Here is a 21,135-nt window from a genome sequence, read left to right on the forward strand (position 1 = left end):
ATTTACTATATGCATACACTCAAAAGACTCATACCAAAACCGCTGTACCAAATGATAGCGCCTCTCTACCACCACGCTCTTGCGTGGGTTGGTGCACAATTATACGGACATCCTTCAAAGAAAATAAACGTTGTTGCTATTACTGGCACAAAAGGAAAATCGAGTGTCAGTGAATTGGTACATAGTATATTAGAGCACGCTGGCTACAAGACGGCACTTGTAAGTACTATCCATTTTAAAATGGGATCACATAGTGAGCCCAATAAACTCAAGATGACAATGCCTGGCCGCTTCTTTCTGCAAAAGTTTCTTAAAAAAGCAGTTGACGCCAACTGTGATTGGGCTGTCATTGAAATGACATCTGAAGGTGCTAGCCAGTTTCGTCATATCAACATTGAGACTGATGCGCTCATTTTCACAAATATCACTCCTGAACACATCGAATCCCACGGTTCGTTTGAAAACTATCTTGCTGCAAAACTTTCTATTGGAAAAGCCCTAGAGAAATCGAAAAAACCCTCCCGGATTATTGTGGCAAATGCCGATGATGAACATGGGGCTGATTTCTTAGCACTTCATGTGGACAGAGCGCTACCTTTTACACTTGAGTATGCAAAACCATGGTCTACAACCGAAAGCGGCACACAAATAACATTTGAAGGTACCACCATACACTCTCCTATTCCGGGTGAATTCACTGCATACAACATGCTTGCTGCTGCCACATTCGCACGCGCCATAGGAGTGGGCATCAAGCACATTAAGGCGGGACTTGAAGCAACACAGCTTATTCCAGGACGAGTAGAGCCTATTGCAATTGGTCAAGATTTTAAAGTTATTGTAGATTACGCGCACACCATCGAATCTCTTGAGAAACTCTACCAGGCATTCCCAAACAAAAAGAAAATATGCGTCCTTGGAAACACCGGTGGTGGCCGGGATACATGGAAACGTCCCAAAATGGCAGCACTTGCAGAAAAATACTGCGAACGAGTTATCCTTACTGATGAAGATCCGTATGATGAAGACCCTGAGTCTATCGTGCAAGAAATGGCAGCTGGAATGAACACGAGGCCTGAAATTATAATGGATCGTCGGCGCGCAATTCGAGCAGCAATAGAATTAGCAAAAGGTAATGCCGAGAGTGCAGTGCTTATAACCGGAAAAGGAACTGATCCATATATTATGCGCGCTAACGGTGACAAAGAGCCTTGGAGCGACGCTACTGTGGCACGTGAAGAGTTACAGGCAGCACTTGGTGATACTAAAAGTGCTGCTACTATATAAGTATGTTAAAGAAAATTTTTGTTATTGGCGGAGCTATTTTGATTTTACTTTTTGTCTGGTTCACGTTTCAATCAGTCAAGAATGCACTCACAACAAATACCAAAAGTGAAAGCAGCTTCTTTGGAGCTGACTTTTTCTTTCCTTTTCCAAGTGACATTATGCAAAGTATCTCCTTCCAAGATACTAATCGAGTAGCACAAGTAAGTCTTGAAGAACTTGGTGAATTCTCTCCGGCACAAGGACTTGTAGAAATAGAAGAAAATACTGCGCATATAAGTGTTTCGGACGTGAATGATGAATACATCATTATTCGTGCGCTTGAAACAAACGTGCAGCCAGTAAACATCAGTAATTGGTCGCTTCAAAGCATGGTAAGCGACGAATGGATAGGGCTACCACAGGGAGCCCCTCTGTACATTCTTGGAGAAGTAAATGAGGTACAGGATATCTATCTAGCACCAGGCGAACGAGCAATTATATCAACAAGTCAATCGCCTGTCGGTGTTTCGTTTCGCGTTAATCGCTGCTCTGGATTTCTAAATGACACTCAAGATTTTGACCCCCCTATTCGTACCGCGTGTATTAACCCACAAGAAATTCTGTTACCTACTGCACAGAACATAAAAGACTACGGTGCTTCATGTGTCTCATTTGTTGAACGAATAGGAAGCTGTACGTATGTCACCAGTGATCTCAAAGAAATTTTGGATGTCTCACAGGCATGTAAAGACTTTATCAAACCGCTTCTTACCTATAACTACTGCATCAACACGCACGCTGGTGATGCTGATTTTTACGAAAAAAACGAATGGCGAATATTTTTAAATGAGGACAAAGCACTGTGGCGAGAGAATTACGAAATAGTGCGTTTGCTCGATGAAAAACATCGAACTGTTGATGTTATTACGTATTAGTACTAAGTGAAAACAAAACAATACCTGCAGTCACACTTACGTTCAGTGACTCCTTCTTTCCATGCATTGGTATCTCAACTATGTAATCGCTCTTATCGCGCAACTGCTTCGACACCCCTCGTACTTCGTTACCAAGTATCAGTGCCATCTTGGGCAATGTCTTGAAGTCGTTTAAAACAATAGATCGCTCATCTTGCTCTATCGATATAATACTAAAGCCTTCTTTCTTCAAATCTTTTAATACGTTGTTAATGTCTCCCGATTCCCATCGTACATACTCTTGTCCACCAAGAGCGGTCTTGGCGATATCTTTTTGGGGACGACCAAAACGATCAATTGGCTTAGGTGTGTATCCGGTAAGATACATTTTAGTGACGCCTGCTGCATCAGCTGTTCGAAAGATAGAACCCACATTGTGAGTACTCCGTATGTTGTGCAATATTACAATAACCTCATTCATGCTGCATACTATACAATAAGACTGTAAAAATAGTGTATGTATGCTATATTTTGCACCATTCCCGCCCGTAGCTCAGTTGGTAGAGCAGCGGCCTTTTAAGCCGAATGTCGTAGGTTCGAGTCCTACCGGGCGGACAAACGTAAAAATATAAGCACTTCCCGTGAATAGGAAGTGCTTATATTTTTAGCAAGCAAACTGCTTTGCTTGCGGCGTTTGTCCGAGACGGAACCATGTTTTGCGATTTTCCCTGAGCGAAACGGGTGAGTCCGGGCAGGAGGTTCTTAATGAACGTAGTGAATTTAGAAACCTGACGCGACATATAAAGCACTTAGTAAAATTGGAGAGTACGAATAATTTTACTTAGTGACTTGTGACGACATAATGAATTGAATGAAATTTACATAGTGATGGGTGGCGACAAATATAAAACCCACCTAATAAATGTGTGGTGACAAACAATCTAATTTGTTACTCTAAAAACAGAGACCTCTTGGCCAATCGTACTATGGGAGGAAGGTTGGCTAAGAAGCGGCTCGGAAAGGATCGCTTGGCCAGTGATCCTTTTCTTTGCCTCTTTAGTCTTCGGGCTTAAACTCTACCGTCACATCTTTGGTAGCTTGCGTACCGAACTCTGACTCACATTCGAGTGTGTAAATGGCAGCACGTATTTGTCTGTCTGGAACACTTTCTTTATCAAAACTAAACGGTTCGGTTATCACCACGCCTTGTGGGTTTGTGTATCCAAACCCTCGCGGACCAGTAACCTTACAACTCTTCATAAACAAACTAGACCACGCAACTCGCACCCTATCGCCACGCTCAGCTTCCTCAGGTTCTACCACAATATCGTATTGTGGTTCTCCCACAGTTACCGCACACGTATTCCTTCCTATCTCTATACCGTCTTCATCGAGACACTGTACTGCGTATTCTTCATTATGGTCCGGGGTAACCGTCACTTCGCCAGAAACCTTTCCTTCTGTATCGATACCAATACCTTGGCTGCTTGTGGCTGCTGTCGTACATGCCCATTTAAGAGTACTCGGGCGATCCTTGCGAATTGTATTCGGTACACATGAGAGCTGTGGTGGCGAAGAACCTGTTGGACCAAGTGCGTCACTGCCTTCAACAACAACCGTCACTTCGCACATCTTTATGTTGTCATCTCCACTTCCTGTTGCGGTCAATTCATACGTTGTGGTTTCAGCAGGTCGTATTGTCGTCTCGCTACTCTTAGGCAAATCAGCTCCTATGCCACTAATACTGACTGTTTCTGAACTTGCAGTACGCCATCGAATAACGACCGTTTCGCCAGACAGAATCTCCTTCTTACTTGCATCTAACAAACACTGTGGCACGGCAGTCCCCTCTTTTTTACATACTGTCCGCCCATCCACAACAGCTTTAACGTATCCGGCTGAACATCCTTGCGCACTACTACCAGATCTATTGCTACTACTCCTGTTCGAACTGTTCCAACGAGTAAACGCGCCTCCAATACCTTGCCCTATCGCAATTCCGACTGATGTCCACGCCTGTGAAGTTCGTGAGGTCACACCTCGTATCTCACACTCCATACGCTGAGTAAATGTTCCACTACAGCGAGATCCACTAGTGCCCGGGGCTCCTGAAATTCCTGAGACGCCGGTGCGTAATTTTGGATCTTTAGGAACACAGGTATATCCTTTTGTAGTGTCACTGAAATCGTTTGGATAACATACCACTGGACCTTTGTGCGCACATACAAGAGCTTCGGCCGCAGTAGCGTTTGAATGTGCGGTGCTAAGATTGCGTAATTTGACTATTGCATCAAGCTCTGGTTCACACACCTCTGGTACAGCAAACACTGTTTTTCCATCTTGCGTCTCTGAATCTGGGTCCAGCACAGTATTCTCGATAGGACAACTACCGCTTTCACAAGTCCTTAAAAACAATTTTGGTAAATCTGCAATACAGAGTGCTTGCTTCATCGGGCTCTCAACAAATCGAACGGTATTTTCTGTAGTCCCTTGTTTTACTTCCGCAATATCAGCATTCCCGGGAATAGTTTCCCCTGTCTCACGTTCAATACATTGCTGTAGTTTCAAAACAGCCCTAACTGGGGCATTGGGAACATTTGATGCGTAACAATCAGTAACACGAAAACCATCTATTGATGGTGTAACAAATGAGGTAGAACATCTGTTCTTACAATTCCCCGTCCCATCAGCATCACAAGTTTGTAGCGCCTGTGTTAACAAATCAGTTGCAACAGAAACTCGTGATGTTGTGGGCGTATTCTCATTTTCTACCTCAACCTCTCGTGTGTTTGTACCTGTTCCGAACGGAATATTTTGACCACCACGACGAGCATCTGGATTCGTCCATTGTGTTGTTTCTGTTTGCGTTTGGGCTTGCTGTGGCGCACCCACGGTTCCGGTGTCAGGATTTATCCATTCCGATGCATCATTTGCCGCAGCGGTATTTCCCCCACTAACGGGAGTCTGTAAAAAGGTGCCTGAAACACCTAAACCAACTATTAAAAGTGCGGCAAACGCGAGTCGTGTAATATCTTTTTTTGTTTCAGTACCCATAAATAGCTTGTTACATGGTATCCGCAAAGACACTAGATTGAAAATAGGTTATGCACACGAGTAAAGTCATTTCCATCAGTCATCCGCAACAATGAACGTGGAGTGCTTCCAATAAGTAATGGAGATATAGTATGCACGACTCCGTAATATGAACCGTACAAAACACTCTGTTCAGCAAAACGGACAGTCTTTCCAGGTGTAGAAGAAACTCTTTCTGGAGCAATCGTTTCTCGTCCTCCTACAACAAACTGTCCGTAATCACTATTATCAGCCTGCACGCTCGGTGCTTGTTGCACACTCGTTGTGCCATCGTTTGGTATATGTGTTGCATAAAATCCATCAAATGAGTTGTCGCTGGCGATAGTTTTTTGAATTTCGCTCTCCGCTCCAGATTGTGTTGTGTTATCAGCAGTATTTGAATCACTTCCGTTGGTCAATTTTGTTATATTGTGCACGAGATTTGAAACAACTGAATTATTTCCTCCTGCTGTAGTGTTTGCTTGCGTTTCCTCTTGTTGAGGCTCACATGTTTTGAAAAAATTGGTGCCCAAAAAACCAGAACCTTCACAGACAACTTCATTGTTTTCTGACGGTTGATTTGCAGGTGTATCGAAAGTTAAAACACTTTGAGAATCATCTTCGGTTTGTTTTTTAGGGTTAGTAAGAAAATCTAAAAGTGACCCACCGCCAGTAGGCTTAGTATCGTCTGCCTGTTCGGAGTCAATGTATACCAACCCATCAGAGAATACTTGACTGGTCGCATCAGGAGTATTGAACGTGGATCCACCGCCAATTGGCTGGAAAAGATTTGGAAATGATATACTCGGTATATTTGAGATAGGTTGATACAGCTCTTCAAAATAGTTTTTTGGTGTGTATTCACTTGTTCGCGGTGTCAGTATTATTTCTTTGAATTCGTCCGAATACTCTGCTGGTGGTGTGTATTCTTCTACCGGTCCATACTCTTTTTCTTCTGTGTAATCTCCACTAATACTGCCAGTTACGCACTCTCCATCACCAAAGCTATACAGTATCTCCCGGGCTTCTGGGTCGCGCACGTTTCCTGAAATGTTGGTTCTCTTATATCCTGTAGACCATATAGATGTCCGTCCTGTGCGAACATCTACATGTATAGATTTACTCTTGTAATAACCAATTCCCCCTTCGCAATTATTTACTTTTCGTAAACCACATATTGCAAAAGTGATGAATTCTTTTTCTTTTCCTTCAGTGACCTTCAGGTCAATTGCATTATTGTGACGATGCTGACTATTACTTACTCCGGTGTTGTAAGTACATTCAGGATTGTTTTGATTTATATCCCCTTCATTGTAGCGACAACCACTCGTAAAAGTACACTGATTTCTTCCGCCAATTGCCTCACATGCGTTTAGAACAACATCTGACACTTTAGTGTTAGCTCCACGTATATTCTCCCCGTATTCTTTCCAGTTAGCGTCAATAATTTCACACCCTTGCTGTCCAAACCGCAAATCAGGGACTGCAACAATTGCTTGTGCACTCTGTACAAAACTAAAAAACACTACAACAACCAAAATTAAGAATGTAGAGAAAGCACGAAAGGACCAAATCATAGCTTGATAGTACCGTGTGTGAGGTTAAAAATCTATTTTCCTGTGTGACTAAAGCAGTTTTACAAACCGAGGGTATCTGCAATGAGCATAAGTATGCGCCTCCACCATGCGAGCCGTTCTTCTTCTGTTCCTAAGCTATCGTAATAGCCTTCAGCGAGCAAATCGGCATCTGTTCCAGACTGAGAGACATTTGAGCTTCGGTAGTCTCCAATATCACCAGTACCTGCATTTTGCTCGTTAAGTAGTGCTTCGCGTCGACGTGCTTCTTCTGCTGCTCGTTCCAGCTCAGCTAATGAAAGGCCAGATGTGTACGCTGGGTCATCTAAATTATCAAGAAGCTCTTGTCCAAATTCTGTATTTCCCCCGCTGGAGTTACTTGAACCACCATCTAAAGATTGGTATGAGGTGGTTACAGAATCACCTGTTTGTGTATTTCTTGTGTTGTTCGTTGCTGGCGAGGCGCCACCTGTTGTATTTGTTGTTGGATTTTCTCTGTCAAGGATTGTAAAGATTGAATCTGTGTTGCTAGAGTCATCCGAATTATCGTCACCAAAATCTAAATTAAATCCGTTGTCATTATTGTTAGCTCCGTAGTCATCAGTGACGTCTAAAAATGTGCTTACATCGTCAATGTAATCGTATTGTGTGCCACCTGAACCCGAGTATGAGTCAGTTCCTATCCCCCCACTGATGAGATTGTTAATAAACCCCACCGCTGTTTGTACGACAATTCCCTGTGCTACGCCTTCGATGAAACCTCCTCCTAAGCTTCCGCCGAAGATACCGGTAGGAGCTGGTGTATATGTAGACACTTGGCAACAACCAGCAGTACACACTCCGTTGACAGCACCTCCCGTTATCCCTGTTGCCCAGCAAATAAATAGACCATCTCTACCCTTAGGTGGCGGTCCTGCAGGTTGGCAGACTTCATGATTTATATATACACCAAAAGATGATTGTGGACATGCCGATTGTGCATTAGTAAATGAAACTCCTACAAAGAAGTAACCAAAAACGAGCAACGCAATAAATGACAATGTTAAGTTCATTTTGTGTGTACGTAGTAAAGATTCCATATACCTGTATATTACCTTGGATCTATCTCTAATTCCTCCTCTTGCAAAAGTCCGCTTTCAGATTCGCATGTGAGTCTAAAAATAGTATCCCGTAGAATTGCTGGTGTTTTTACTTGCCCCTCTATTCCCCGGCGCGTGAACCCTAGGTGTGTATCTGATGTTAACAAGCATGAGTTAACATCTGTCGTTGTCCAACTGAGCACGATTGAGTCGCCACGATCAATAGACAATGAATCAGCAGAGAACGTCAGTACTGGTTCTGCAACATTCACTACACAACTTGCGGTTGTATCAGCTACGTCAACCAAATCATTTACACATTCTATCGTGTAGGTTGTATCCTCAGTAGGTTGAACCCGTACTGTACCGATTGTCTCACCAACACTATCAAAATTCTCACTTACCGTAGTGTACGCTCCATCACGACATGCCCACATGATGATTGTTTCTTCCGAGACCCCAATGATAGGCGGTATACAAATGAGGGTTACTCCACGCGTAGCGAGTGGCCCTGTGCCAACTTGATTTGTTTGTGTTGTCTGACCTGATTGGATTCCGACATTTGCAGATGGCGTATTGATATTAGTCTGAGTTGACGCTGAATTAAATGGGTCGTCACTTATATTAGAAAAGTATGCATCAGCATCATTTACATAATCACCAGTTACGTTTGTATTCGAATTTGTGTTACTTCCTGTTTGGATGCCAAGAAATGATGCGATGGAATCAAACGCGCCTGCTGTTTGCTGTTGCCCTCCAGAAGAAACAGTTTCTAAATTCTTGTATTCAGAGAAAGAGAAAGCGACCACAAAAACAAAGAGTAATGCAAGCGCTTTTATTTGAGTATGAGGAATATTCATAGGTGCAAAATCGGCCTTAGTATTTTCAATGATACGGGACGTACACCATTGTCGCAATTCGCCTTGTGCACACCAAGACACCGTTACTTTCCTTCTAAAATATATCAGTTAACTGATATATTTTAGAAAAAAGGAAATTATAGAATATATGACTCTTTTGCTACAACGTGAGAATAAACCGCTCGAGCTCAATTTCTAAGGCAACTCCGTTTCTACGTGCGTGCTGTGGTAATAAAGCTAACGCTTTCAGATGCCCTTCCACTACTTCAACCGAAGAAAAATTTTTCAGGGAGCTCTTTGCTTTAGTAAACGGGTATGGCTTCATACCAACTTCATCTGGAGTTTTTGCACTTGACGCAAGCACGAGGCTTTTCAACATCCAAAATAAAATTCCATGAATTTCCTCATCACTTACACCGCTATTTTTTGCCTCTCGAAATAAACTCCATAGTTTCTTAACATTTCTCTCACCAAGTGCGTCAGTAAGTGAGAATGTGTTAAAAGTTGGCTTTTTTGTAGGAACTGTTTCTTTAAACTCATGGGTTTTTACCGCATGTTTCTCGAGCTTCTTTTTAATGGGGGCAGTCAAAGCTGCATCTAATACAAAAAATGGGTGTGGAGCTTCTGCGATTTTCTCAAGATTTTGCAATACAATCTCTTCTCCTTCTTTGGTACTAAAGAGCGTGTCGAGAACAACGACGTATTCATTCTTGAACAGAGCCTGACTACCAGTTAATTCATCAAAATTATAGCCATGTACATCGTCCACTGTTATACGAAAGTAAAGTGCGTCTGGACTTTTAGCGAGCATGCTCGCAACAGTCGCCTGAACTTTTGCCCTCGCCGCATCTACATCTTTACCGTAGTAAACGTACAACATATTACATTCCCTTCATTTCACCCCAATTATCACCGTGAGAAACGTCAACGAGTAACGGTACTCCGTGAGTTTGATCTGGAGTTAGTATATTTTCCATTAGTTCTTCTATGTGTTTCGTTATTTTAATACTGTCTTTTTTCTTCATTTCGTATATGAGTTCATCGTGCACCTGTAGAACAAGTCGTGCAGAATCTAAGAAATTATTTTTGGTTAGATATTCATGAATGCGTATCATTGCAATCTTTACCACGTCAGCTTGCGTGCCTTGAATCGGTGCATTTATCGCCATCCGCTCAGCAGCAGCCCGCACGTGCGGTAAGCTTGAAGTAATACCCTCAAAATATCGTCTCCGTCCAAATAGTGTTTCTGTGTATCCAAGTCGTGATGCGTCTGCTTTTGTATGGTCAATCCATTTTGCAAGACCTGCGTATTTTTCAAAGTATGTATCGTAAAACGCACGTGCTTCTTTTTGCGTAGTGTCGCCACCAAGATTTGCGCGTAGTGCGTTTACTCCCATTCCATAGAGAATACCGAAGTTGATGACTTTAGCACGTCGTCTCATTTCTTTATCAACATCTTGTGGCTGAACATCAAACACTTCGGCTGCAACTGCTGCATGAATATCTCCTCCGCTTTTAAATACTTCGAGAAGTTTCTCATCTTGAGATAAAATTGCGGCAATGCGCAGTTCAATTTGAGAATAATCAAGTGCTACTAACTCGTACCCTTTCTCAGCAATAAATCCATTGCGGATACGTCTTCCGTATTCCGTTTTTATCGGTATGTTTTGTAGGTTTGGATTCTGGCTCGCCATTCGCCCTGTCGTTGTGCCGGCTTGTAAGAATTCGGCGTGTAGACGACCATCTTCACCAACAAGCGTTGGGAGCGTATCAATGTATGTTGAAAGCAATTTTTGAAGTTCGCGATATGCAAATACGTCTTCAATTATTGGATGCTCTCCTCGTAGTTTTTCGAGTTCAGACTCTTTCGTACTACGTTGTCCTGTTGACGTTCTTTTTTGGTTTTTCGGCTTCAATTCTAAGGTATCAAACAGAATTTCGCCCATTTGCTTGGGAGAATTGATATTGAAAGTGACCCCTGCGTGTTTGTATATCTTTTTTTCTAGCTTCGAAAGCTCTGTATGGTATTCCTTAGAAAGCTTTTTTAAATACGCCACGTCTAATGCAATCCCATTTTCGTTCATGTGCGTAAGAACTTGGATGAGTGGCTCTTCAATATCTGTATAGACTGTATATAACTTTCTTTCTTTTAACGTTTTAAAAATTGCATCATATGCTTCTTTGAACGTTCCGTTTGGTACAAACTGCATAACATCTTCCAGTGTGGGATTGGTAATGTCTGAGCGGACAATCCACAGTGCGAGTGCTGCTCGCGCAAGTTCTTCTGGGTTAATTTCTTCGGTCTCTTTCTTTTCTTCCTCTTCTTCATCGTACTCAACCCCATTACCTCCATTAAGCACCTTTTTTACCCTGTCGCTCAATGCGCGGAATTCAAGTTCTGAGAATAGTTCGAGTACTTTTTCTTTTTGTACTGTGTTGAGCCATACGTCTTCCGGAATCTCAAATTTTATAGGAGCGTCCCGCCTAATAGTTGCAAGCATCTTAGAAAAGAACGCTTCGTCTTTTCCCTCTTTTAATAAACCAATCATTCGCGCTTTTATGCCAAGCGCTATAAATTTATCTTCACTTTTCTCGAGTACTGTATAGAGATTCTCTAGTGTTCCAAACTCAATAATTAACGTTGTAGCTGTCTTCTCCCCAACGCCACGTATCCCTGGGATATTATCTGACGGGTCGCCGCGTAGACCTTTGTAGTCAGGTAACAAATCCGAGTGAAATCCAAAGCGGCTCTGTACCGCATCTTCATCGTATAAAATTGTGTCCTGTATTCCTTTGCGCAAGGTGTATACAGTTACCTTTCCTTTATCTATTAACTGAAGCGTGTCCATATCGCCTGACGCGATGACTATATCAATAGGCTTCTTTTTCAATTGCTCAACAATAGTTCCTAACACATCATCGGCCTCGAATCCTTCCGCATCATAAATTGGAATACCAAATGCTTCGAATACATCTCGACTTCTTTGCAACTGCCTTGCCAGTTCGTCATCAGTTTTTTTTCTTCCTGCTTTATATTCCGCAAACACTTCATGACGAATAGTTGGTTTTGGTAAGTCGAAACACGCAGTGATGTAGTCTGGATTCAATTCTTGAATTATTTTCATTAGCATCGTCGCCAGACCGTACAGAGCACCAGTTGGCTCCCCTTTACTCGATGAGAAATCAGGCAATGCGTGATATGCACGATGAATAATCGCATGCGCATCAAGTAGTATGAGTCGTTTATTAGGCTTCTTTGTCATAAGAAATGCTACGTGTTGTATCATTAATGTATTCTAAGTATATATGCTCAGTGTTTTGTGGAAGTAGTCCTTCTATCTTTTCTGGCCACTCAACAAGAATAAGATTAGATGGGTCTATAATTATGTCATTCCATCCAAGGACTTCCATTTCCCTCTCTTCTTCAAGGCGGTACGCATCTACATGTATCAACTGAGAAAAAGCTTGGTCCTCTAACGGATAATTTTTTTGTATCACAAATGTAGGGCTGACTATTTCACCAGTAACCCCAAGAGTACGAGCAAGTGTTTGTGCGAAGGTAGTTTTCCCAGCGCCAAGATCCCCATGAAGCGCTACAACATAGGCTCCACTCTTATGTGCTTTCAATTTCAACGCATATTCGCGAGCACTTTTCTCGAAATCACTCAATACATAGTCTGCCATAGGCGCATTGTACACTAAAGAAAAAAGGTGGTCGCCTTGTCTGTATCACGGTCTTATTTCATATACGCATAAGCACACAGGCTCTTTTTAGTGTACGTGATAAAATAGAAGTATATTTATGGTTCAATTTGATGAAAAAGATCAAAAAGAGAAGGTAGCCGAGCTCTACGAACAAGAAGAAGAGTCATTAGCTCAGACTCTCTCTCAAAAATATGGCGTTGAATACGTTGACCTGACCCGTGTGTCTATCGACACCGACGCTCTAAAGCTAATCGATGAGCCAACTGCTCGAAAGGTAGAAATAGCGCCTTTTCGGAAAATCGGTAAGAAGGTTTTTATTGCAATGCGTGCACCAGGGAGGGCAGACTCTCTTGAGGCAATCCAAACAATAGAGCGACTAGGCTACCAGACACGATTATTTATGGTTTCGTCTGCCTCACTTACGCACGCATGGGACCATTACAAAGATATTTCTCATGCATCGGCAAGCGAGGGCGGCGTTCTAAACATTTCTTCTGAAGAAATCGAGCGGATTAAAAATGAGTTAAAAAGTATCGAAGATGTCCGTAAAAATGTAGACGCTAGTTTTGCAAGTTCAAAATCCCACCGTGTATCTCGTGTGCTTGAAGTACTTCTTGGTGGTGGATTAGCATTACATGCGTCCGACGTGCACATTGAACCAGAAGAAGAGTTCATTCGTGTTCGTTTTCGATTAGATGGACTGCTTACTGAAATTTTAGAATTCGACCACGAAACGTACAAGCTACTCTTGTCTCGTATAAAACTTCTTTCTGGCCTCAAGCTCAATGCCAAAAGCTCTGCTCAAGATGGTCGTTTTAGTGTAAAAGTTGGTGATGGAGAAATGGAAATACGAACATCTATGATTCCAGGGAACTACGGAGAAACTGTGGTTATGCGGTTGCTTGACCCATCAACTATTGGTCTCCCACTTGAGAGTCTGGGTATGGACGATTTTCTTATGCAGCTGTTTTTAGATGAAATAAAGAAACCAAATGGAATGATTCTAAACACTGGACCAACTGGTTCTGGTAAAACAACCACGCTATACGCATTTCTTAAAGCAGTGAGTAAACCTGGAATTAAAGTGATTACACTTGAAAACCCTGTCGAATATCACTTACCGGGAATTGTTCAGACACAAATTAGCAAAGACTACACATTTGCTGATGGGCTCCGTAGTATCTTGCGGCAAGACCCCGACATCATTATGGTTGGAGAGATTCGCGATCCTGAAGTTGCCGCAACTGCAGTGCATGCCGCGTTAACGGGACACTTGGTATTCTCAACTCTGCACACAAACAATGCTGCAGGAACATTTCCTCGTTTAATTGATATAAAGGTACGACCTGAAATTCTTGGAAGTGCAGTGAACCTCACAATGGCACAGCGTCTTGCTCGACGTTTATGTGAGGATTGTAAGAAGAGTGTTCCTATTACTGGAGCCGCTCGAGAAAGTATGAATAAACTCCTACACAATATCCCCCGTCCAGATGAACTTCCAGAGAATAAAGATGTTATGTGGGAAGCGGTAGGTTGTGATACGTGTAATGGAACTGGCTACACTGGACGGCTCGCTATTCTTGAAGCAATCAGAATGGACGAAGCGGTGGAGGCAGCTGTTCGCGCTAACCCGAGTGAAATTGAAATATGGCGTGCGGCGCGCCCACAGCAAATTAGGCGAATGGCAGAAGATGGTGCAGTAAAAGTACTCCAAGGGGTAACGTCACTTGATGAACTAGCTCGTATTATAGATATAGAAGACGCTGACCTTATGGCAATGAAGGATTTTGGACAGGGTTAAGTGTGACCACTGTGGATAGCTAATCTATTTTTCCGTAAAAATCGTATACTACATTATAGTGTTGTGCACCGAAGGATACTTCGATGCACAGCGCACTCCTTTATATTTTATATAGGAGTTAGTGTGTGAGCTTGCGTAAGCAAGCAAGTGAAAAGCGCAGCCGCCCAAGCTGCGCTTTCGCTGTATGTATAAGAATGCGTCATGCAACGACACGCTGCTTCTAAGTAGTCAACTTTCCAAATCTCTTCCCCGCTGCTATGGTAGATGCAGACGAAAAAAACACCCCAAAGGGTGTTCTAATCTCGTCGGGGAAAAAATTCTCTAAACGATTCTTTGCAATAAAGCAAAGGTGAGTGCCTAACTAAGGATAGAATCAGCACCTTGAGCCATATGAAAACCTCTCCTATTTTCGAATAGGGACGCACCCATAAGGCTCAAGACCATTTCGTCCTTGAAAGGTCTCTTATTGACCAGGAGTCTCATCGCTTAGAGAATTTTGTCTCCGAAAATGTGCAGTAATGAACGTTGAAACTATATTAACACATTAAAATTGTATGTCAACCCCAATCGACGACACACAAGATGAAACGGCAGAAGATACTGCTGATGTCTTCCTTGATAAAACACTGCGTCCCAACAAATGGGACGAATATGTTGGCCAAAAACGTATAAAAGACAACCTCGCAATCCTCCTTCGAGCAGCGTCAGAGAGAGAACAACCTCCTGAACACATTCTTTTTTATGGTCCTCCCGGTTTGGGGAAAACAACGCTTGCTCACCTTATCGCCCACGAATCCGGTTCACAAATTCGAATTACGTCTGGTCCTGCCATTGAGCGAGTTGGTGACTTAGCATCCATACTTACCAACTTAGGCGAGAAAGATATCTTGTTCATCGATGAAATACACCGCCTCAACAAGAATATTGAAGAGGTCCTCTACCCTGCAATGGAATCAGGTGTGCTCGATATCATCATTGGAAAGGGGCCCTCAGCACGCACAATACAACTTGAACTTCCTGCGTTTACATTAATAGCTGCAACGACACAAGTGTCGGGCATTTCAAGCCCCTTGCGTAGCCGTTTTTCAGGTGGAACGTTCCGTCTTGAGTATTACGACACTGAGGAGATAAAAGATATTCTGAAACGTTCGGCAAAGATACTCGGTGTCACTATCGAAGAAGACGCATTAGACGAAATAGCAAAAAGAAGCCGTTTCACACCACGTACGGCAAACTTTCTACTCAAACGTTGCCGCGACTTTGCACAAGTGCACAAGAATAAACTCGACAAAAAGTCAGCTCAAGAAGCACTGGAGTTATTGGATGTTGATGATCTCGGACTCAACCGAAATGATAAAGAAATTTTGAATATAATTATAAACAAATTCAATGGAGGCCCAGTTGGATTAAAAACGCTTGCCGCTGCAACTTCGGAAGAAGAGAGTACTATCGAAGAAGTATACGAACCATACCTTATTCAACTTGGCTTACTCGACAGAACTCCACGTGGGCGCATCGCAACTGCGTTAGCCTACGAACATATTGGCCTTGAAGTACCGAAGCGACTGCAAGAAAAAGCTTAATTAGAGACTTCGTCTTCAAATGTCGTATCAGTTCCTGTTATGAGGTTTGTTAGTGTCTCAACTGCACTAGAAGCAGCATCTGCGATGCTATCAATAATTCTTGAAACAAGGCTCTTTCCGTCTGTTGTTACTTCATAATCTTCCAAGACTGTTCCATCTTGACCGTGCAATACACCGAGTGTAGACGTTGCGTGAGTTGCTGGCGCTGGAGTTGGTCGCACCCATCCATCGTACACTGCAAGAAAATGGAGAACTGCGTTTTCTGGCAACACTCTCTTTTCTAGCTCAGCAACAAACACTTGACGCTCAACTATTTTCGCGCGCTCCTCCCTTCTCTCTAAACAATCCTCACTCGTTTCAAATGCCCTGCAGTATGTTGAATTCTTAGCCCGTTTCCCTTCTTCTTCTGCGAGCCGTAAGGAACGGATCGCCTCATCTTCAATAATCAAATCTTGAATGCGGCCGAATGATTTATTTTCTGTACTTACCTCGTTTGGACCTCCGACTAACGTTAACGTTTGTGCAAAATGATCCACTCGTGACAGTGTGTTTTCCGCTTGTTTTTGCGAAGCAATATCGCTCGCGATTTCTTTTATATTCCTAAATTCTTCTCCTGTCTCGGGTATTTCTGGTGTCGGAATCGTACTTACTACCTCTGTGTCGGGTATTTCAGTCCTCACAGTATTAACAATTGTTCGTCCTCTTACGAAATTCGCCAAGCTATCGATAAGGCCAGTTCCCCACGCAAATTGCTGTACTGGACTACTGGGTTGCACGGTATCACTTGGGCTAGGTTGTAAACTTTTGTATGGGGAAGCATCGTCTCCAGTAACCCCTTCACTAGTTGCGATAGGTTCTGCTCCTGCACCAGATATTTGAGGAGTACCGAGTGATGCAAAACGCATTGAGTAGTCAGTGTTCATAGCTGCGATACTAATATCTGAAAGACCTCCCTGAAGACCTGGAACCGCCCCGGATACGATTGTTTTACTTCCACCAATATTGTTTGAAAACTCTGGAGATAATTCAAAAGAATCAAGGCGACTTATGCTATTCCTTGGGGACTCTGAACTACTTATTAGTGCATCATCGAAATTGGTTCTGGGTTGAATACTATTTCCATTAGCTGGAGTAAGTTCAAAAGCATCCCCTCCTCCAACAACATCCCCTCCTCCAACACTAGTGACTGATTGCTCAGTTCTAACTGGTGTAGTAACTTCACGACGTACTGCAGCGGCCTCGATGGTCCCAGAAAACGCAATACGTGCACTGCATACCGGATCGTCCTTACGGCAACACTGCCAATTTTCTATAGCCGCTATAGGTGCCGCAACTTGAGTGTTATTACTTGCGTATGTTCCTTCAAAACATGCTACAGCGCCACGATATTGGTAGTCTGCCCCATTATCACAAATAGCTGGTGCTGTGGCACCCGAATTGCTATTAGTAAGCGGTTCAACTATTGTTGCATCAATGTATGATTGACAGTCTGCGCGTCCTTCACATATCTGTGCTACAAATTCAGGACTTAACTTGCACGAAACAACCTCAGGAGGTACGCCATTGATTATATAGTTCGTTACGTATTTATTATTACATTTTTCTGTATTTGATTTAGGATCGGAACACTCGCCATCTTCTGTAGATTCTATGGCGGTAGCAACATGAATATTTCGGTCAGCACTAATTGTCTGTCCAATATCTGAAAAAAGTAAAATGCTTGCCACCAGCATTACAAGTAGTCCTGCTGTCACAAAATTTGCTTTCATTATATATACAATATAGCGTGATTATCTAAGTAAATGGACAAAAACGACTAAAATGTGGATACGGTCTTTATCATTGACTTTGTTTGAAAAAATGTATAGAGTTGTAATACAGAACAGCTATTGCAATATGTCAATAGCACAGAGGTTAATGTACACAAAATTTGCGTATATAGACCCCTGTCACTAGGGGAGAAAGGGAGGCTGTTATGTTCAAAATTTCAGTTCTTGCTATCTTTGTGTTGGCAGCCCTCGCTGCCCCTGCCAATGCGGAAAATCGTAAGTGGACTTATTACCAGATAGTAATTGATGGTGATGAGTCTAAGTGCATTGTTTCTGAACTCCATAAAGGTCGCCTCTATTGTCCTGACGATACCACTACGGCGGTTCTCGTTTTGGGGCAAAAAATCACCAATGTGGATTTCATTCAACAGCTCGAAGCTCACGGACAATTTTCGCAAGTACAAAACCGGACTTCAAACTCCGAATAAATTGGTAGCAAATAACACACTGGGAGGGAAGTGCTTCGTGCTCTTCCCTCTCTTTTTATTTATTTTAGTTGTTTGGTAGTTCGCGTACTTCTATAGTACTCGGGTCAAATTCCTCTACTGGCTCCTCTTCTATTGGAAACACGATATCAAGACCGGCTGCTGCGCGTTCAATAATATACAGAATGTCGTACACAAGACGTTCAGCGTATACAAGGTCACCTTCCTGCATAGCATTTTCTAATTGCTGCTGTAATTCTACGACACGTTCTTGAGTGAATGTATCGATGTTTACAAGTTCTGCTACTCTACTTTCCATAATGCCTATAAGCGCTTCTAGCACCTCTAGTGTGAGTGTTGATTTAGGTGCCTTAAGCAATACTTCAACTGTACTAATTGCACTCTCTTGAACAACCGTACGTGCCATCATTTCACTTCCCGCCGAAACAGCTGTTTGCGTGTTATCTACAAACATCATCTCTGGTGCCTCCATCGCGAGAGAAGCAGCTTGAGGTTCTGAATCCATACTAAAGTCTGCGCCACTGAATGCTAATGTACTTTCCTCACGTATCTCTTTACCAATAGCAAAAGCAACGCGGATAGCTTGAGCCTGCACGGGGTCTGTTTTGCTTAATGTATCGAGTTCTTCTTCTGCTTTTACGATACTCTCATCTACATACGCCATGTTGGCACCACTACCACTCTCTACAAGTCTTGTCTGCTCAGCAAAACGTTTATATGTTCTATCTACCGCATAAAGAGCGCGCTCTTTCTCATCGCTAATTGTCGCTAGTTTTATTTCTTCGCCAGCTGTCTTGACACCAAACAGTACGTCTCCCGGGACAGCATTGGGTGCAGTAAACGAAACGCCAACACCAGAAACAACTAATAATAGCAGTACCGCAAATGCTGTATTGAACTGACTAAAAAAGAAGTAGCCTTTAGTAATAGGAGCAGCGGGAACTTCTTTTTGCACAACAGGTGTATATTCCATATATTCAAATATCTTCTCGCGCATAGCATCTTTCTCCTGCGCACTCATGTGCACATGTGCTCCGATATCTTTCATTGTGTCTTGAAATTTTTTCATACTTATTGTGTAACCATATATTCCTGTAACTTTTTGATGCCGCGGTTTATTCGCACCGATACTGTATTCTCATTCTCGTTCAAAACTTCAGCAATCTCTTTTGGTTGCAATCCATCCATAAAACGCATAACGACAACACTCCGATAACTGTCTGGTAACTGCGTAAGGGCACGAGCAAGCTCTTGCGATTGGAGTCCTATCTCTAATTTCTCAATTTCTTCTTCTAAACTTCCCGTTTGCAATCCCTCAAAATTTCCCTCTGTTACTCCCTCTTGTTCGAGAAGTGCATCAAGTGAAGAACTTTTTTTCTTTCGGTACTCGTCAATTATGAGATTGTTGAGCACGCGAAACAAAAACGCTTTATAGTTTTGTATTTCTTTACCGTTTGAAGCTGCATCCCACGTTTTCATAAACGTTTCTTGTGTGAGCTCGAGAGCTCTCTCGCGATTCGACACACGGAAAGAGCAGTGCCTAAATAGCCCATCTGAATGCTCTTCATATGCTTGTGTGAATGCTTTTTCCACGTCCATTGGTGTGTATAGTATCAAAGACGCACCAGATGCGCCTTTCTTTCATATTTAAATCTTAAACAAAGAATACACTTGGCCAAGAATAGTCTTTCAGATCCTTCTTTTCTTTACATATTAGCGATTAATCGCTAATATTTTATACATGGTTCATATTTCCAAAAACAAAGTCGCTAGTCCCGTCCAAGAAAAATTGTTTAAAGAGCTCGCTGATCTGTTCGTTGCAAATACAAGCGCAACTGGCTTTTCGAAATTGCTTTTTGAGCTTCTCTCCAAAACAGAGCGGATTATGCTCGCGAAGCGAGTTGGCATCATAGGTGCACTGCTCAATGAATACTCGGCATACGAAATTAGTCAGCTATTTAAAGTCAGTACATCTACGGTTATTCGTATTGAAACGCAAATGCAGCAAGGGAAATTTGACTACATAACGAGCATATTTAAAAAGAAGAAAGCGCGTGCAAGTTTCCTACATATTTTGGAAACAATGGTGACACTTGGTTTTCCTGGTGTAGCAAATAAGCGTGTGCGCGCTAAGGTACAGCGAGACATGCATGCGTGGAAAGCGGGTGGATAATAACACTAACCCCGCACAACTAGCACTGCACAGTGACTACACACTTCTCTAAACCTATAATTTGCTACCTGATTTGTATTTGTAGTTTTTAGCGATTAATCGCTAAAATTCAGCATTGTAAATCAAAAGAGGAGAGAAGGGGGTTGAAAAAGAGGAAATAGGGGTGGTGCTTCCTGTTGCTGCTTTTTTATTTACGGTATAGTGCTGCGTTGTTTGTGTCCTGCTGATTGTACAAGGTGTGAATTTCTTTCAAACTATCTCGTAATATTGTAAAATCACCATACTATGTCAGGACACAATAAATGGTCAAAAATAAAGCACAAAAAAGCGGCTACTGATGCTGCAAAGAGTAAGGTATTCGGCAAAATGGCAAAACTCATAGCCATAGAGTCGAAAAAAGCAAATGGCGACATAACGTCACCTGGATTGCGCGCTGCAATAGAATCAGCAAAGGGAGTAAGTATGCCAAAGGACAATATAGATCGTGCAGTTGCAAAGGGATCTTCTGAAGAAACTGCGGCATTGGAATCTATCTTGTACGAGATGTACGGACCAGGTGGAACTGCAGTACTTATTGATATTCTTACTGACAACCGAAACCGCACGGCAGCAGAAATTCGCCACTTACTTTCAAAACTGGGTGGGTACGAACTCGCAACTCCAGGAAGCGCCGCATGGGCCTTCACAAAGCAAGCCGAAGGAGGATACGAAGCAAACAGCACTGTTGAAATTTCAGACGAAGATGGTGAAAAACTTGAAGCTCTCATGGAGGCTCTTGATGAACAAGAAGACGTCCAAGACGTTTACACAAACGCTGCATAATCGCAGCGTTT

The 21,135-nt window shown here is 42.6% G+C and carries 18 protein-coding genes and 1 tRNA gene; 8 read left to right on the forward strand and 11 right to left on the reverse strand.

Annotated elements, in window-relative coordinates:
- Positions 1-9 precede the first annotated feature (9 nt).
- Both JXR01_02500 and JXR01_02505 read left to right on the forward strand, forming a co-directional pair.
- The gene (locus tag JXR01_02500) at positions 10-1,287 is read left to right on the forward strand and encodes a UDP-N-acetylmuramoyl-L-alanyl-D-glutamate--2,6-diaminopimelate ligase (protein ID QSH39154.1); all 1,278 of its coding nucleotides are present in this window, start codon (positions 10-12) and stop codon (positions 1,285-1,287) included.
- A gap of 2 nt (positions 1,288-1,289) precedes the next feature.
- Positions 1,290-2,201 (forward strand): hypothetical protein, encoded by a 912-nt coding sequence (locus JXR01_02505; protein QSH39155.1) that lies wholly within the window; start codon positions 1,290-1,292, stop codon positions 2,199-2,201.
- Here JXR01_02505 and JXR01_02510 read toward each other — a convergent pair.
- Positions 2,191-2,661, reverse strand: coding sequence for a TrmH family RNA methyltransferase (locus JXR01_02510; GenBank protein ID QSH39156.1), 471 nt, complete (start codon positions 2,659-2,661; stop codon positions 2,191-2,193). The two genes, JXR01_02505 and JXR01_02510, sit on opposite strands and share 11 nt — an antisense overlap.
- A 61-nt stretch (positions 2,662-2,722) precedes the next feature.
- On the opposite strand from JXR01_02510, the gene JXR01_02515 reads away from it, so the two are divergent.
- Positions 2,723-2,795, forward strand: a tRNA-Lys gene (locus tag JXR01_02515).
- A 441-nt stretch (positions 2,796-3,236) separates the two neighbouring features.
- On the opposite strand, the gene JXR01_02520 is transcribed toward JXR01_02515, so the two are convergent.
- The 7 genes from JXR01_02520 to tsaE form a co-directional block, all read right to left on the reverse strand.
- The gene (locus tag JXR01_02520) at positions 3,237-5,234 is read right to left on the reverse strand and encodes a hypothetical protein (GenBank protein QSH39157.1); all 1,998 of its coding nucleotides are present in this window, start codon (positions 5,232-5,234) and stop codon (positions 3,237-3,239) included.
- A 32-nt stretch (positions 5,235-5,266) separates the two neighbouring features.
- On the reverse strand, positions 5,267-6,829 hold the full coding sequence (locus JXR01_02525) for a hypothetical protein (protein ID QSH39158.1): 1,563 nt from the start codon (positions 6,827-6,829) through the stop codon (positions 5,267-5,269).
- 59 nt (positions 6,830-6,888) lie between these two features.
- Complete coding sequence (locus JXR01_02530) at positions 6,889-7,905, reverse strand: hypothetical protein (protein ID QSH39159.1); 1,017 nt, start codon at positions 7,903-7,905, stop codon at positions 6,889-6,891.
- 11 nt (positions 7,906-7,916) lie between these two features.
- Positions 7,917-8,765 (reverse strand): hypothetical protein, encoded by an 849-nt coding sequence (locus tag JXR01_02535; GenBank protein QSH39160.1) that lies wholly within the window; start codon positions 8,763-8,765, stop codon positions 7,917-7,919.
- A 160-nt stretch (positions 8,766-8,925) separates the two neighbouring features.
- On the reverse strand, positions 8,926-9,645 hold the full coding sequence (locus JXR01_02540) for a hypothetical protein (GenBank protein QSH39161.1): 720 nt from the start codon (positions 9,643-9,645) through the stop codon (positions 8,926-8,928).
- A 1-nt stretch (position 9,646) separates the two neighbouring features.
- Positions 9,647-12,052, reverse strand: a complete 2,406-nt coding sequence (locus JXR01_02545; protein QSH39162.1) for a hypothetical protein — start codon at positions 12,050-12,052, stop codon at positions 9,647-9,649.
- Positions 12,012-12,449 carry a tRNA (adenosine(37)-N6)-threonylcarbamoyltransferase complex ATPase subunit type 1 TsaE gene (tsaE, locus tag JXR01_02550; GenBank protein ID QSH39163.1) on the reverse strand — a complete coding sequence of 146 codons (438 nt, stop codon included), beginning with the start codon at positions 12,447-12,449 and terminating at the stop codon, positions 12,012-12,014. The genes JXR01_02545 and tsaE overlap by 41 nt, the downstream gene beginning before the upstream one ends.
- Before the next feature lie 118 nt (positions 12,450-12,567).
- On the opposite strand from tsaE, the gene JXR01_02555 reads away from it, so the two are divergent.
- The gene (locus tag JXR01_02555) at positions 12,568-14,271 is read left to right on the forward strand and encodes a type II/IV secretion system protein (protein QSH39164.1); all 1,704 of its coding nucleotides are present in this window, start codon (positions 12,568-12,570) and stop codon (positions 14,269-14,271) included.
- Positions 14,272-14,825: 554 nt separating this feature from the next.
- Positions 14,826-15,854 (forward strand): Holliday junction branch migration DNA helicase RuvB, encoded by a 1,029-nt coding sequence (ruvB, locus tag JXR01_02560; protein ID QSH39165.1) that lies wholly within the window; start codon positions 14,826-14,828, stop codon positions 15,852-15,854.
- Here the strand turns inward: ruvB and JXR01_02565 are convergent.
- Positions 15,851-17,623, reverse strand: coding sequence for a hypothetical protein (locus JXR01_02565; GenBank protein QSH39166.1), 1,773 nt, complete (start codon positions 17,621-17,623; stop codon positions 15,851-15,853). The two genes, ruvB and JXR01_02565, sit on opposite strands and share 4 nt — an antisense overlap.
- Positions 17,624-17,829: 206 nt before the next feature.
- Between JXR01_02565 and JXR01_02570 the strand changes: the two genes are divergently transcribed.
- Positions 17,830-18,111 (forward strand): hypothetical protein, encoded by a 282-nt coding sequence (locus tag JXR01_02570; GenBank protein QSH39167.1) that lies wholly within the window; start codon positions 17,830-17,832, stop codon positions 18,109-18,111.
- A gap of 64 nt (positions 18,112-18,175) precedes the next feature.
- Here the strand turns inward: JXR01_02570 and JXR01_02575 are convergent, their stop codons facing one another.
- Positions 18,176-19,198, reverse strand: coding sequence for a hypothetical protein (locus tag JXR01_02575; protein ID QSH39168.1), 1,023 nt, complete (start codon positions 19,196-19,198; stop codon positions 18,176-18,178).
- 2 nt (positions 19,199-19,200) lie between these two features.
- Complete coding sequence (locus tag JXR01_02580; GenBank protein ID QSH39169.1) at positions 19,201-19,728, reverse strand: RNA polymerase sigma factor; 528 nt, start codon at positions 19,726-19,728, stop codon at positions 19,201-19,203.
- Between the two features lie 142 nt (positions 19,729-19,870).
- Between JXR01_02580 and JXR01_02585 the strand changes: the two genes are divergently transcribed.
- Together JXR01_02585 and JXR01_02590 are read left to right on the forward strand one after the other, a co-directional pair.
- Positions 19,871-20,302 carry a hypothetical protein gene (locus JXR01_02585; protein ID QSH39170.1) on the forward strand — a complete coding sequence of 144 codons (432 nt, stop codon included), beginning with the start codon at positions 19,871-19,873 and terminating at the stop codon, positions 20,300-20,302.
- A gap of 285 nt (positions 20,303-20,587) precedes the next feature.
- Positions 20,588-21,124, forward strand: coding sequence for a YebC/PmpR family DNA-binding transcriptional regulator (locus tag JXR01_02590; GenBank protein QSH39171.1), 537 nt, complete (start codon positions 20,588-20,590; stop codon positions 21,122-21,124).
- The last annotated feature ends 11 nt before the right edge of the window (positions 21,125-21,135 follow it).

The organism is Candidatus Kaiserbacteria bacterium, from assembly GCA_017134395.1.
Lineage (GTDB): Bacteria > Patescibacteriota > Minisyncoccia > Phycocordibacterales > UBA2100 > UBA2100.

Coding starts and splice junctions, on each gene's coding strand:
- JXR01_02570 (QSH39167.1), top strand. CDS start 17,830: ATGTTCAAAATTTCAGTTCTTGCTATCTTTGTGTTGGCAGCCCTCGCT.
- JXR01_02555 (QSH39164.1), top strand. CDS start 12,568: ATGGTTCAATTTGATGAAAAAGATCAAAAAGAGAAGGTAGCCGAGCTC.
- JXR01_02520 (QSH39157.1), bottom strand. CDS start 5,234: ATGGGTACTGAAACAAAAAAAGATATTACACGACTCGCGTTTGCCGCA.
- JXR01_02510 (QSH39156.1), bottom strand. CDS start 2,661: ATGAATGAGGTTATTGTAATATTGCACAACATACGGAGTACTCACAAT.
- JXR01_02585 (QSH39170.1), top strand. CDS start 19,871: ATGGTTCATATTTCCAAAAACAAAGTCGCTAGTCCCGTCCAAGAAAAA.
- JXR01_02565 (QSH39166.1), bottom strand. CDS start 17,623: ATGAAAGCAAATTTTGTGACAGCAGGACTACTTGTAATGCTGGTGGCA.
- JXR01_02505 (QSH39155.1), top strand. CDS start 1,290: ATGTTAAAGAAAATTTTTGTTATTGGCGGAGCTATTTTGATTTTACTT.
- JXR01_02500 (QSH39154.1), top strand. CDS start 10: ATGCATACACTCAAAAGACTCATACCAAAACCGCTGTACCAAATGATA.
- ruvB (QSH39165.1), top strand. CDS start 14,826: ATGTCAACCCCAATCGACGACACACAAGATGAAACGGCAGAAGATACT.
- JXR01_02590 (QSH39171.1), top strand. CDS start 20,588: ATGTCAGGACACAATAAATGGTCAAAAATAAAGCACAAAAAAGCGGCT.
- JXR01_02545 (QSH39162.1), bottom strand. CDS start 12,052: ATGATACAACACGTAGCATTTCTTATGACAAAGAAGCCTAATAAACGA.
- JXR01_02525 (QSH39158.1), bottom strand. CDS start 6,829: ATGATTTGGTCCTTTCGTGCTTTCTCTACATTCTTAATTTTGGTTGTT.
- JXR01_02575 (QSH39168.1), bottom strand. CDS start 19,198: ATGAAAAAATTTCAAGACACAATGAAAGATATCGGAGCACATGTGCAC.
- JXR01_02580 (QSH39169.1), bottom strand. CDS start 19,728: ATGGACGTGGAAAAAGCATTCACACAAGCATATGAAGAGCATTCAGAT.
- JXR01_02540 (QSH39161.1), bottom strand. CDS start 9,645: ATGTTGTACGTTTACTACGGTAAAGATGTAGATGCGGCGAGGGCAAAA.
- JXR01_02535 (QSH39160.1), bottom strand. CDS start 8,765: ATGAATATTCCTCATACTCAAATAAAAGCGCTTGCATTACTCTTTGTT.
- tsaE (QSH39163.1), bottom strand. CDS start 12,449: ATGGCAGACTATGTATTGAGTGATTTCGAGAAAAGTGCTCGCGAATAT.
- JXR01_02530 (QSH39159.1), bottom strand. CDS start 7,905: ATGGAATCTTTACTACGTACACACAAAATGAACTTAACATTGTCATTT.